Genomic DNA, 13,040 nt, shown 5'->3' on the forward strand with positions numbered 1-13,040 from the left:
TCGTGCCTGATTCTCGTTTTGCGAAGACACTAGCCGACTCCATGCGGCTTGGTCATCGGCGCAAATCAGCGTAGGTAGGGCGAAAGTAAAGAACGGATTGTCATGAGCGGATCGAAACACGTCGCGGTGCTGATGGGCGGATGGTCGTCGGAGCGGGAGGTCTCGCTGCGATCGGGCAAGGCGTGCGCCGATGCATTGGAGCGCAAGGGCTATCGTGTCACGCGCATCGATGTGAAACGCGACATCGCGACCGTCCTCCAGCAGTTGAAGCCGGATGTGGCGCTGGTGATGCTGCACGGCAAGCCCGGCGAGGACGGCACCATTCAGGGCGTGCTTGAGACGCTCGGGATTCCCTATTCGCATTCAGGCGTGCTGTCGTCGTCCCTGGCGATGCAGAAGGATCTTGCCAAAACCGTGATGGCGACGGCGGGCGTGCCGGTGCCGGAAGGGTTGACGCTGACCCGCGCCGAGGTGGCCAAGGGGCACGCCATGGCCCCGCCTTATGTCATCAAACCGGTGGCGGATGGCTCCAGCGTCGGGGTTTTCATTGTCACCGAGGCTCACGCCCACCCGCCGCAGGAACTGTTCCGGGAGGACTGGCCCCATGGCGACCAGCTTCTGGTTGAAAAATACATTGCAGGTAAGGAACTCACCTGCGCGGTCATCAACGGCGAGCCGACCGGGGTGATCGAGATCGTACCTTTAATCAAATTCTACGATTACGAGGCAAAGTACTCTCCGGGCGCATCAAAACACATCCTGCCTGCACCTATTTTACCTTTTGTTTACCAGGAAGTCCGAAGGTTAACGCTGGCGGCGCATGTGGCGCTTGGCTGCCGGGGCGTAAGCCGTGCGGATTTCCGTTACGACGATCGCATCGAGGGAACAGGGGGACTGACCTGCCTCGAGGTAAATACCCAACCCGGCATGACCGAGACGTCACTTGTTCCAGAGCTTGCGGCTCACGCAGGCGTAACATTTGACGAGTTGGTGCAATGGATGGTGGAGGACGCCTCTCTCGATCGGTGAGATCGCAGAGGCCCCAATCTAATCCTCAGACGAGGGGCGCTTCAGCAGCCCAGCGTCCGCGCGCCCGCGCGCAGGGTGCGGCCCGCCGTGCCGGTAATGCACCCGTCACCCGATACGAAGAACCGCATTGGATCGCTGCGCTCGAGCGCCGTCGTCCGCGCGGTTTCGGGCTCTTTGCGACTGCCGTGGTGCTGATCGGCGCTGCCGTGCTGGGCGTGGTCAAAGGCGGTCACACTGACGAGGTGCTCGGCGCGCTGAGCGACGCCCGCAACGCTGCGGCCAATTCCGTCGGCTTCCGAATCACCAGCGTCGCGATCACTGGCCGCAAACAGCTCACGCAGGACGAAATCCTCGCCGTCGGCGGCGTCAATGGCCGCTCGTCGCTGCTGTTCCTTGATGCCGCGACTGCGCGCGACAAGCTGAAGGCCGATCCGTGGATCTCTGACGCCACCGTGCAGAAGCTTTATCCGGGCCGCCTGCAGATCGACATCACCGAGCGCTCGCCCTTCGCGCTGTGGCAGGAAAACGGACGCGTCTCCGTGATTTCGGCCGACGGCACGGTGCTTGAGCCCTATGTGGCGCGGCGTTTCGTGTCGCTGCCGCTGGTGGTGGGCAAGGGGGCGGAAACCCGCGCCAGGGATTTCCTCGGGCTGTTGGCGCAATACCCGCAGGTGCGGTCGCAGGTGAAGGCGATTGTGTTTGTCGGTGAGCGGCGATGGAATCTGCGGCTCGCCGACGGCGTTGATGTTCGCCTGCCGGAATTCGAGGTTGAGAAGGCGCTGGCAACCCTGTCCAAGATGGACAAGGAGACCGGCCTGTTCTCGCGCGACATCACCGCCATCGACATGAGGCTGCCGGATCGCCTGACCGTACGCCTGTCGGAGGACGCGGCGAAGGCGCGCAACGACCTGCTCAAGGACAAGAAAACACCGAAGAAGGCTGGAAGCGCATGACCAGTCTCGATGGCGTTCACACCCCGAAGACCCGCCAGATGCCGCCGAACAAGACGGCGCTGGTCGCGGCGCTCGACATCGGCACCAGCAAGATCGCCTGTCTGATCGCGCGGCTGAAGCCATGCCCGCCGAGCGATGCGCTGCGCGGCCGGACCCATGCCGTCGAACTGATCGGGCTGAGCCACATCCAGTCGCGCGGGGTCAAGGCCGGCGCCGTGGTCGATCTCAATGAGTGCGAACAGGCTGTGCGTCAGGCCGTGGCGCTGGCGGAGCGGATGGCCAAGGTCCGCGTCGAATCGGTGCTGCTGTCGGTCTCCGCCGGCCGCCTGCAAGGCGCTATGGTCGAGGCCTCCTCGGAATTGCGCGGCGGCGCGGTAACACCCGCCGACATGAGCCGTGTCATCAGCGCCGGAATGCATCATGCGACGCCGCGGGGGCGCACCGTGCTCCATGTCCTGCCGGCCACTTACTCGCTGGACGGCGTCAGGGGCGTCCGCGATCCCAGCGGTATGGTCGCCCGCCACTTCGGCATCGACATGAATGTCATCACCGCTGACGCTACGGCGGCAAAAAACTTGATGCTGGTGGTCGAGCGTTGTCATCTCAACGTCGAAGCCATGGCCTGCGCACCTTACACGGCCGGATTAGCGGTCCTGACCGACGATGAAGCCGATCTTGGCGCTGCCGTGGTCGAGATGGGCGCGGGCACCACGACGATCGCGACCTATTCGAGCGGCCAGTGCGTCCATGCCAGCGGGTTTGCGGTCGGCGGACAACATGTGACGATGGATTTGGCGCGCGGGTTAGGTGCGTGCATTGCGGATGCCGAGCGAATCAAGACGTTATATGGCACCGTGCTGACCGGCGGTTCTGACGCGCGCGAAGTCATGAGTGTGCCGACGGTGAGCGGTCACGACGGTGATGCGCCGCAGATTGTTTCCCGCGCCACGATCGCGAACATCGTGAAGCAGCGGGTCGAGGAGATTTTTGAGATGGTCCGGGACCGGCTCGCGGATTCCCCTTTTGCGGCAGAGCCGCGGGCGCGAGTGGTGCTGACCGGCGGTGCCTCGCAGCTCACCGGCATTCCGGATCTCGCCAGCCGCATTCTCGGCCGCGAGGTCCGCATCGGCCGCCCGCTCGGCTTCGGCCGGCTGCCCAACGAAGCCAAGAGCGCATCGTTCGCGGTGCCGGCCGGTCTCCTAGTCTACCCGCAATTCGCACATCTTGAACACGTCGAACCGCGGCACACGCGGCAGCTCATGACAGGGACCAACGGCTATTTCGGAAAGGTCGGCAGATGGCTTCGAGAGGGCTTCTGATGATCTCAACACCGGATCGGATCAATCCATCAACCGCTTTGGCGTGCAGCCCAAGCCCCCACGCGCGCGCATAATCGAGAGGCAACCATGACCATCAATCTCACACCCCCGGATGTTCGCGAGCTGAGGCCACGCATCACCGTGTTCGGCGTCGGCGGCGCGGGCGGTAACGCTGTCAACAACATGATCTCCGCCGGTTTGCAGGGGGTCGATTTCGTCGTCGCCAACACCGACGCGCAGGCCCTCACCATGTCGAAGGCCGAACGTATCGTGCAGATGGGCACGCAGGTCACCCAGGGTCTCGGCGCGGGTTCGCAGCCGGACGTTGGCGCCGCGGCTGCCCAGGAGGTCATCGATGAGATCAAGGATCATCTCTCGGGCGCGAACATGGTGTTCGTCACCGCGGGCATGGGCGGTGGCACCGGCACCGGCGCTGCACCCGTGATCGCAGCTACCGCGCGCGAGATGGGCATCCTCACCGTCGGCGTCGTCACCAAGCCTTTCCACTTTGAAGGCCAGCGCCGCATGCGCACCGCAGAGTCCGGGATCGCCGAACTCCAGAAGGTCGTCGATACGCTGCTGATCATCCCGAACCAGAACCTGTTCCGCGTGGCCAACGAGAAGACCACGTTCGCCGACGCCTTCGCGATGGCCGACCAGGTGCTCTACTCGGGCGTTGCCTGCATCACCGACCTGATGGTCAAGGAAGGCCTCATCAACCTCGACTTCGCCGACGTCCGCGCCGTAATGCGCGAAATGGGCAAGGCGATGATGGGTACCGGCGAATCGACGGGCGAGAAGCGTGCGCTGACCGCGGCAGAAGCTGCGATCGCCAACCCGCTGATCGACGACAGCTCGATGCGCGGCGCACGCGGGCTTCTGATCTCGATCACCGGCGGCAAGGACCTGACGCTGTTCGAAGTCGACGAAGCCGCAACCCGCATCCGTGAAGAAGTCGACAACGACGCCAACATCATTGTCGGCGCGACGTTCGACGAGAGCCTCGACGGCATCATCCGCGTGTCGGTGGTCGCCACGGGCATCGACACTGTCGCCGCCAGCCGCGCCGCGCCGGCGCCGGTGGTCACTTCGGGCGCGCCCGAAAGCCGCCTTGCCGAGCTGACCGCGCGTCTGCGTGCCGACAATCAGCGCATGCAGGAGCGTGCCCAACAGCAGAAGGCCGCCGCCGCACCTGCGCCGGTGCGTGCCACCGCCGACCAGATCGACCGCGCGGCGCTCGCCGCCATCGCGGAAGCCGTGTCTCCGACCGAGCGTCCGGCTCCGGCGCCGATGCAGCCCGCCGCCTATGGCGACGTCAGCGTGCGTCCGATTCCGCCGAAGCCCTCGCTGTTTCCGGATCACGATGAGCCGATGAACCTTCAGGAGGCCGCGCCGCCTGCGTCCTTCATTCCGCAGCCTGCCGAGCGTATGCCGCTCCGTGCGCCGCGGATGCCGCAGTTCGAGGAATTGCCGGTTCCAGCGCAGAACCAGATCAGGCAGGCGCGCGGCGAGACCGCCGAGGAGCATCCGCCGCAGAAGCGTGCTTCGCTGCTGCAGCGCCTGGCCAATGTCGGCCTCGGCCGTCGCGACGAGGAAACCGAAGCCCCGATCGCCGCCCGTGCGTCCGGCCCGGCCATGCCGTCAATGCCGCCGCTGCCGGAGCGCAAGCCGCAACGTCCGGTTCCGGCTGAGTTCGGCGGACCCGGTGGACCGGTATCTGAGTATGCTCGCCGTCCGGCACCTCAAGGCCTTGATTCGCACGGCCGTCCGGCTCCGGCCGCGCCGCAGGGCGGTGGGGACGACCATCTGGATATCCCCGCCTTTTTGCGGCGTCAGGCCAACTGACGATTGTTACAATCGCTGAACGCAACAATGCCCCGGTCACAAGCCGGGGCATTATTCATGAGGCGCCGTCGTGGGCGACGGAATGTAAATTAAATATTTGTTTTTCCTGATAAAATTATTTGGTTACAGGCTGCCCTGAACCGGGGTGAAAGCCGTCCCCGCGACCGGGAAAATGGCCAGACCGGCGGCGTGATTGCGGCGAGTTTGGGGTAACAATCTGTAAACAAGCGTGAGTGGCGCTCTTTGTTGCAGAGGTTAAGGTTCTCGCACTTGGGGACGATCCACGGTCGCACCGCCGGCTCAACAGGCGAAACCAGTTCGGTTACAGCGACTTGGGATGACTAAAACTTTGGGCAAGCGGGAATGAAATCGAGTCGGCAGACAACGCTCCGGTCGCAGGTCACCGTGACGGGCATCGGCGTTCATTCTGGATCTCCGGTCAGTGTGACGATCGGACCAGCCGAAATCAATTCAGGTTTCATCTTCACCCGCGCTGATCGTGAAGTTGCCGCCATCGCGGCCTCCGTCATCGCCACCGATTTCGCGACCGTGCTGGGCGACGACCAGGGTCCGCTCGTTTCCACCGCCGAACATGTTCTGGCCGCGCTGCGCGGCATGGGCGTCGATAACGCCACCATCGAAGTCGACGGGCCTGAAGTGCCGATCATGGACGGCAGCGCCGCTCCCTTCGTGGATGCGATTGATAGAGCCGGTATCGTTCAGCAGAACGCAGCTCGCCGTTTCATCGAAGTTTTGAAGCCCGTAAAGGTCGAGATGGGCGAATCGTTCGGCGAACTCCGCCCCCATGCCGGCGGGTTCCGCGCAGAGCTGGAAATCGACTTCGCCAATTCTTCAATCGGCCGACAGGCTTACGCCTTCGACCTCGACGCCGGCAGCTTCCGCCGCGATATCTGCCGCGCCCGGACCTTCGGCTGCGTCGGCGATGTCAACAAACTCTGGAGCGCAGGCTATGCCCTTGGCGCTTCGCTTGAGAATTCCGTCGTGTTCGACGACACGCGCGTGCTGAACACAGAAGGCCTGCGCTACGCCGACGAATGCGTCCGTCACAAGGTTCTCGACGTGGTGGGCGATCTGGCGCTGGCCGGCCTGCCGCTGATCGGCCTCTATCGCTCGGTGCGTGGCGGCCACAAGCTCAACCATGCCGTGCTCACCGCGCTGATGGCCGACCGTCACGCCTGGCGGATCGTTGAAGCCACCGAGCCGGTGCTGGAACGCCCGGCCGTTGCCCGCCGCGCCGTGCGGGGGCACGCCGATGTTGCCGGCGGCATGGTCGCCGTGGCCTACGCTCCGGATGTGTCCTGAGCGTTCCGGAACTCCCGGTTTAGCCAATTCGTCTTTGGACCAAGGTACCGTTTAACCAAGCCATTCTTGAACTGCCGAAACCCGCCTTAATCCCGGCGAATTGTCCTCCTATCCGGTTGGTTAAGGCCCGTTTTTCAGTTACATAGGCGCGCTGGACAAGCCTTGGGGATTGCTTCGGGATTGTTTTTTGCCGCGACGACGGCAGCAGGCTGGTCAGCGACCCAAACCGCGTCGGATTCACATTCAGGTCGGCCCAAACGTATGACGCTCGAACTGCGCAATAGTCCCGACCCGTCCCTGATGAGCCGTATCGGCCGTCGGGCGCGCCTTGCGTTCGGACTGATGGTCTTGGCCGTGCCGCTGAGCGGCTGCGGCACCGGCGCCTTGTGGGACAAGTATTTCGCCAAGGAAGAAACCTTCGTCGATGAACCGGCGGACAAGCTCTACAACGAGGGCTTGTACCTGATGAACAAGAAGGGTGACCGCAAGTCGGCGATGAAGAAGTTCGAAGAGGTCGACCGCCAGCATCCGTATTCGGAATGGGCGCGTAAATCTCTGCTGATGTCGGCCTACGCCGCTTACGAGAACGGGGACTACGACGAGTGCATTTCGTCCGCCAACCGTTATGTCGCGTTGCATCCGGGCAGCCCGGATGCCGCCTATGCGCAGTATCTGATCGCCGCCTCGAACTTCGACCAGATTCCGGACGTTTCGCGCGATCAGGGCCGCACCGAAAAGTCCATCGCCGCGCTTGAGGAAGTGATCCGCAAGTATCCGACCTCGGAATACGCCAGCAGCGCCAAGCGGAAGATCGAAGCCGCCCGCGACCAGCTCGCCGGCAAGGAAATGACCGTTGGCCGCTACTATATGGACAAGAAGGACTACACGGCGGCGATCAACCGCTTCAAGGTGGTGGTGACTCAGTACCAGACCACGCGCCACGTCGAAGAGGCGCTGGCGCGTCTGACCGAGGCCTATATGGCGATCGGCATTGTCGGCGAGGCGCAGACCGCCGCCGCCGTGCTTGGCCACAACTTTCCTGACAGCCGCTGGTACAAAGACGCCTACAATCTTGTAAAGTCCGGCGGTGTCGAACCGGCCGCCAACAAGGATTCGTGGATGACCCGCGCATTCAAGAAGGTTGGCCTCGGCTGATCTTCTCGTTGCAGGACTAACCCCGCATGCTGGCCCGGCTTTCGATCCGCGACATCGTCCTGATCGAGCGGCTCGATATCGATTTCCTCAAAGGTCTGGCTGTCCTCACCGGTGAAACCGGCGCGGGCAAATCCATCCTGCTGGATGCGTTCGCGCTGGCGCTTGGCGGGCGCGGCGATGCGGGTCTGGTGCGCAACGGGGCCGAGCAGGGCCAGGTGACGGCTGTGTTCGATGTGCCGAAGAAGCATCCCGCCAGCGCCATCCTCCGCGAGAACGGCTTTGAGGATACCGGCGAGATGATCCTCCGGCGGGTGCAGCTCGCCGACGGACGCACCCGCGCGTTCCTCAACGATCAGGCGATCAGCGTGCAGACCCTGAAGGCGGTGGGGACCACGCTGGTGGAAATCCACGGCCAGCATGACGAGCGCGCGCTTGTGGATACCGCCACGCATCGGCGGCTGCTCGATGCTTTCGCGGCCCTCGAGAAAGACGTGAGCGCCGTCGAAGCACTCTGGGATGCGCGTCGGACCGCGCGCACGGCGCTGGACGAGCATCGCGCCGGGATGGAACGCGCTGCCCGCGAGGCGGACTATCTGCGCCACGCCTCGGATGAATTGAAGAAACTCAATCCGCTGGTCGGCGAGGAGACCTCGCTGGCGGAACGCCGCACCGTGATGATGCAGGGCGAGAAAATCGCCGAGGATTTGCGCGAGGCGCAGGCCGCGGTCGGCGGCCCGCAGTCGCCGGTCTCGTCGCTGGCGGCGGCCGTGCGCCGGCTGGAGCGCCGAGCCGGCACCGCGCCGGCGCTGATCGAGCCCGCGGTGAAGGCGATGGACGCCGCGATCAATGCACTGGAAGAAGCCGACCAGCATCTCAATGCGGCGCTGATCGCCGCCGACTTCGATCCGCTTGAACTCGAGCGCATTGAGGAGCGGCTGTTTGCATTGCGCGGAGCTGCGCGGAAATACTCGACACCGGTCGACGGGCTGGCGGCGCTCGCGCAGCGTTATGCGTCGGACGTCGCGCTGATCGATGCTGGTGCGGACCAATTGAAGGTTCTGGAAAAGGCGGCCACCGCCGCCGACAAGGCTTATGACGCGGCTGCGCAGAAGCTTTCAGCCGCGCGCAGCAAGGCCGCCGAGAAGCTGAACAAGGCCGTCAACTCCGAACTCGCGCCGCTCAAGCTCGACCGTGCGAAATTCTCGACGCAAATTGAATCTGATCCGGCATCACCCGGCCCGCAGGGCTTCGACCGCGTCGAATTCTGGGTGCAGACCAATCCGGGCACCAAGCCGGGCCCGCTGATGAAGGTCGCGTCCGGCGGCGAGCTGTCACGCTTCCTGCTGGCGCTGAAAGTCGTGCTTTCGGACCGTGGTTCGGCGCCGACGCTGGTGTTCGACGAAATCGATACCGGTGTGGGCGGCGCCGTGGCCGACGCCATCGGCGCGCGGCTGGCGCGGCTGGCCGAAAAGGTTCAGGTCATGGCCGTGACCCACGCACCGCAGGTGGCGGCGCGCGCGGATCAGCACCTGCTGATTTCCAAGGATGCGCTCGACAAGGGTAAACGCGTTGCCACGCGGGTCGCGCTGCTTGCCAAGGATCATCGCCGGGAGGAAATCGCGCGGATGCTCGCTGGGGCGGAGATCACCGCCGAGGCGCGTGCTGCCGCTGAACGGCTGCTCAAAGCCGCGGGCTAGAGCGTTTTCGAGTGGGAATTGGAAACCGGATCGCGTGAAAAACGCGTCAAAACAAAAGGCTCTAGTGCTACGATCCTCGCCGCGGGCACGCCGGAACAGCAATGCCTAAAGTTAAAACCGACAAGACCCCCGTTGCGCTCCTGACGCGGAAGCAGGCAAGTGCCGAGCATGCGCGGCTGGCAACGGATATTGCCGCGCACGACAAGCGCTACTACCAGCAGGACCGGCCGAGCATCACCGACGCCGAATACGACGACTTGCGCCGGCGTTATAACGCGATCGAAGAGCGCTTCCCGGAACTGCGCACGCTGGAGTCGCTGTCGCTGAAGGTGGGCGCGGCACCGAGCGGTCGATTCAAAAAGGTGCGCCATGCGGTGCCGATGCTGTCGCTCGACAATGCGTTCGCCGAGCAGGACGTCACCGATTTCGTCGGCCGCATCCGCCGTTTTCTCAAGCTCGGCGACACCGAGGCCATTTCGTTCAGCGCCGAGCCGAAGATCGACGGCCTGTCGATGTCGCTGCGTTATCAGGACGGTGAACTCGTCACCGCCGCCACCCGCGGAGACGGCGCGGAAGGCGAGGATGTCACCGCCAATATCCGCACGCTGCACGACGTGCCGCACAAACTGAAAGGCCGCAACATTCCGTCGGTCTGCGAGGTACGCGGCGAGGTCTATATGACCAAGGCCGCCTTTCTGAAGCTCAACGAACGGCAGAAAGAGGCGGGCGAGACGATCTTCGCCAATCCGCGCAATTCGGCCGCCGGTTCGCTGCGCCAGAAGGATCCGGCGGTTACCGCTTCGCGCCCGCTCGGCTTCTTCGCCTATGCCTGGGGCGAGATGAGCGACATGCCGGCCGATACGCAATCGGGCATGATCAAGTGGTTCGAGCATTGCGGCTTCAAGACCAATCCGCTGACGAAGGTCTGCCGCTCGGTGGAGGAACTGCTTGCGTTTCATCGGAAGATCGAAACGCAGCGCTCGCATCTCGACTACGACATCGACGGCGTGGTCTACAAGGTGGACCGGCTCGATTGGCAGGAACGCCTTGGCTTCGTCTCGCGTACGCCGCGCTGGGCGATCGCGCACAAGTTTCCGGCCGAACGCGCCACGACCGTGCTCAAGGACATCGAAATCCAGGTCGGCCGCACCGGCGCGCTGACGCCTGTCGGCAAGCTCGAACCCGTCGGTGTCGGCGGCGTCATCGTGCAGAACGTGACGCTGCACAACGAGGACTACATCAAGGGGATTGGCGGCAAGGGCGAGGTGCTGCGCGAGGGGCGCGACATCCGCATCGGCGACACTGTCATCATCCAGCGCGCGGGCGACGTGATCCCGCAGGTTGTCGATGTGGTGATGGACAAGCGGCCGAAGGGCGCGAAAGAATATCACTTCCCGAAAAAGTGTCCGTGCCCGTTACACACCGAAGTGGTCCGCGAAGAGACGGCGACCGGCGAGGAAGGATCTCGCACACGCTGCACCGGCGAATTCGCCTGTCCGTTCCAGAAGATCCAGCACCTGATGCTGTTCGTGTCGCGCCGCGCGTTCGATATCGAGGGCTTTGGCGAAAAGCAGATCGAGTATTTCTTCGAGCAGGGCTGGGTGAAGGAGCCCGCCGACATCTTCACCCTGGAGGCGCGCAACAGGACGCTCAAGCTCGAGGAGATCGAAGGCTACGGCGAAACCTCGGTGCGCAACCTGTTCGACGCCATCAACGAGCGGCGTGATATCGGCCTCGACCGTTTCATTTATGCGCTCGGCATCCGCCATGTCGGCGAAACCACCGCGCTGGCGCTGGCGCGGGGTTACGGCTCATGGGAGGCTTTTCACGACGCCTGCGTGAAAGTCGCCAAGGGCGATGATCAGGCCGTCGCGGAGATGGACGACCTCGACCAGATCGGCGACACGGTGATCCAGGCGGTGGCGGCATATTTCGGCGAGAGCCACAATCGCGGCATTGTCGAGCGGTTGACCAGGCAGGTAAAGATCCGCGACGCTGAGAAGCCGAAGAAGGACACCGCCCTCGCGGGCAAGACGGTGGTCTTCACTGGCTCACTGGAGAAATTCACCCGCGATGAAGCCAAGGCCACCGCAGAACGTCTCGGCGCCAAGGCGTCCGGCTCGGTGTCGAAGAAAACCGACTATGTCGTCGCCGGGCCGGGCGCTGGCTCGAAACTCGCCGAGGCCAAGAAGCTCGGCGTCAAGGTGCTGACCGAAGACGAGTGGCTGGCGCTGGTGGGTGGTGCTTAACCCCACCTCTCCCGTGGGGAGAGGTCGACTTCGCGGCAGCGAAGTCGGGTGAGGCGTAGAATCTCTCGATAGATCCAGAGCCCCTCACCCCAACCCTCTCCCCGCCGGGGAGAGGGAGTAGCAGCATTGAGGTGGCGAAGCCTCGATCTAAAGGGAAGTGGTTGCCCTAGATCAATCCCGTCTCTTCGCCTTCCGCTTCGATGATTTTTTCAGTCGTCACCAGAACGTGCGTGCGCGGCACCAGCAGCACGATCACGACGGCGCACGACGCCGAAATGATCAGGATCGCGATGTTGAGCGGCAGCGGCGTCGCGAACTGACCGCCGAGGAACGCCCCGAGCTGCGAGCAGAGCGAACCGAAGCCCATTTGCAGAAATCCCATCGCGCCGGCTGCCGTGCCCGCAGCTTGCGGCCGGATGCTGATGGCGCCGGCGGACGCGTTGGCCATCGCAAACGCATTGCCGAACATCACGATCATATGAGTGCCGAACAGCCATGATGGCATCTGGTTGAGGCCGGTGACGCCCCAGATGACATTGAGGATCGATCCGCCGATTTGAAGCGCGATCCCGAGCCAGATCATGCGGTCGATTCCGTGACGGGGCGAGAGGCGCACCGAGACCAGATTGCCAAGCAGGTAGGCCAGGCCCGACGTTGCGAACCACAGGCCGTACTCTGCGGTGGAGCGGTGCATCTGGTTGACGACGATATAGGGGCCGCCGCCCGCGAAGGTGAAGATGATCGCTGACGCCAGCATCTGGCACAGCACATAACCGATGAACACACGGCTTGCCGACAGTGCACGGACGTCCTTGAAGAACCCACTGTCCTCTGCCGGGCCCTGTGCGGGGCGAGTCTCCGGCAGACCCAGCGCGATGCCGACCGCGATCGCGACCGACGTGGCAGCCATGAAATAGAAGATCGCGCGCCAGCCGAAACTGGTTTCCAGCACGCCGCCGATTAGCGGGCTGAGCAACTGCGCGATCATCATCACCGCGATGACAAGGCTGATCATGCCGCCGACACGCTCGCGCGGATAGAGATCGCGGATGATCGCGCGGCTCATCACCATGCCGGTGGCGCCGCCGAGCGCCTGCAGGAAACGTCCGGCGATCAGCTGCGGCAGGGTCTGCGCGAACATGCAGATGATGGTGGCAATCACTGCAAGGCCGAGCCCCGCCAGCAGCACCGGCCGCCGCCCGAAACGGTCCGACAATGATCCGGTCACGAGTTGCGAGATCGCCAGCCCGACCATGAACAGCGAGACATTGAGCTGCACCGCGGAAACGTCGCTGCCCAAGGTCTTTGCCAGGATCGGCAGCGCCGGCACAAGGATGTAGAGCGAGACCGGCGCGAGGCCGTTCATCGCCACCAGCATCAGCAGCAGTTTCCACGAGGTTGGGTTTGCCGCTTTCACGGCCGCGGTTCTTGGATCGGTCACGTTGTCCGGATCTTTTTGGTTGTCGTCAG

The 13,040-nt window shown here is 63.8% G+C and carries 9 protein-coding genes; 8 read left to right on the plus strand and 1 reads right to left on the minus strand.

All coding sequences use genetic code 11. From position 1 onward, the window contains the following. The first annotated feature begins 102 nt into the window (after positions 1-102). The 8 genes from I554_RS0114570 to ligA all read left to right on the plus strand — a co-directional run bounded on the left by I554_RS0114570 (position 103) and on the right by ligA (position 11,570). Complete coding sequence (locus I554_RS0114570) at positions 103-1,029, plus strand: D-alanine--D-alanine ligase (RefSeq protein ID WP_024576362.1); 927 nt, start codon at positions 103-105, stop codon at positions 1,027-1,029. Next, positions 996-1,982, plus strand: a complete 987-nt coding sequence (locus I554_RS0114575) for a cell division protein FtsQ/DivIB (RefSeq protein ID WP_024576361.1) — start codon at positions 996-998, stop codon at positions 1,980-1,982. The genes I554_RS0114570 and I554_RS0114575 overlap by 34 nt, the downstream gene beginning before the upstream one ends. Continuing rightward, positions 1,979-3,301 (plus strand): cell division protein FtsA, encoded by a 1,323-nt coding sequence (gene ftsA / locus I554_RS0114580; RefSeq protein ID WP_024576360.1) that lies wholly within the window; start codon positions 1,979-1,981, stop codon positions 3,299-3,301. Before I554_RS0114575 ends, ftsA begins: the two co-directional genes overlap by 4 nt. A gap of 87 nt (positions 3,302-3,388) precedes the next feature. After that, complete coding sequence (gene ftsZ / locus I554_RS0114585; RefSeq protein ID WP_024576359.1) at positions 3,389-5,146, plus strand: cell division protein FtsZ; 1,758 nt, start codon at positions 3,389-3,391, stop codon at positions 5,144-5,146. 363 nt (positions 5,147-5,509) lie between these two features. After that, positions 5,510-6,469 carry a UDP-3-O-acyl-N-acetylglucosamine deacetylase gene (gene lpxC / locus I554_RS0114590; protein WP_024576358.1) on the plus strand — a complete coding sequence of 320 codons (960 nt, stop codon included), beginning with the start codon at positions 5,510-5,512 and terminating at the stop codon, positions 6,467-6,469. A 261-nt stretch (positions 6,470-6,730) separates the two neighbouring features. Further along, positions 6,731-7,624: an outer membrane protein assembly factor BamD gene (locus I554_RS0114595; RefSeq protein WP_024576357.1), complete on the plus strand. Its 894-nt coding sequence runs from the start codon at positions 6,731-6,733 to the stop codon at positions 7,622-7,624. Between the two features lie 26 nt (positions 7,625-7,650). Further along, positions 7,651-9,321, plus strand: coding sequence for a DNA repair protein RecN (gene recN / locus I554_RS0114600; protein WP_024576356.1), 1,671 nt, complete (start codon positions 7,651-7,653; stop codon positions 9,319-9,321). A gap of 101 nt (positions 9,322-9,422) precedes the next feature. Next, a complete protein-coding gene (gene ligA, locus I554_RS0114605; RefSeq protein ID WP_024576355.1) occupies positions 9,423-11,570 on the plus strand; it encodes an NAD-dependent DNA ligase LigA in 2,148 nt (715 codons plus the stop codon). A gap of 166 nt (positions 11,571-11,736) precedes the next feature. Here ligA and I554_RS0114610 read toward each other — a convergent pair whose 3' ends face one another. Continuing rightward, positions 11,737-13,011 (minus strand): multidrug effflux MFS transporter, encoded by a 1,275-nt coding sequence (locus I554_RS0114610; protein ID WP_024576354.1) that lies wholly within the window; start codon positions 13,009-13,011, stop codon positions 11,737-11,739. Between the last annotated feature and the right edge of the window lie 29 nt (positions 13,012-13,040).

The organism is Afipia sp. OHSU_II-C1 (assembly GCF_000497575.1).
GTDB lineage: Bacteria > Pseudomonadota > Alphaproteobacteria > Rhizobiales > Xanthobacteraceae > Afipia.

What these genes read in the sequence shown, in the direction of transcription:
- I554_RS0114570 (WP_024576362.1), top strand. Translation starts at nt 103, where the DNA reads ATGAGCGGATCGAAACACGTCGCGGTGCTGATGGGCGGATGGTCGTCG.
- I554_RS0114575 (WP_024576361.1), top strand. Translation starts at nt 996, where the DNA reads ATGGATGGTGGAGGACGCCTCTCTCGATCGGTGAGATCGCAGAGGCCC.
- ftsA (WP_024576360.1), top strand. Translation starts at nt 1,979, where the DNA reads ATGACCAGTCTCGATGGCGTTCACACCCCGAAGACCCGCCAGATGCCG.
- ftsZ (WP_024576359.1), top strand. Translation starts at nt 3,389, where the DNA reads ATGACCATCAATCTCACACCCCCGGATGTTCGCGAGCTGAGGCCACGC.
- lpxC (WP_024576358.1), top strand. Translation starts at nt 5,510, where the DNA reads ATGAAATCGAGTCGGCAGACAACGCTCCGGTCGCAGGTCACCGTGACG.
- I554_RS0114595 (WP_024576357.1), top strand. Translation starts at nt 6,731, where the DNA reads ATGACGCTCGAACTGCGCAATAGTCCCGACCCGTCCCTGATGAGCCGT.
- recN (WP_024576356.1), top strand. Translation starts at nt 7,651, where the DNA reads ATGCTGGCCCGGCTTTCGATCCGCGACATCGTCCTGATCGAGCGGCTC.
- ligA (WP_024576355.1), top strand. Translation starts at nt 9,423, where the DNA reads ATGCCTAAAGTTAAAACCGACAAGACCCCCGTTGCGCTCCTGACGCGG.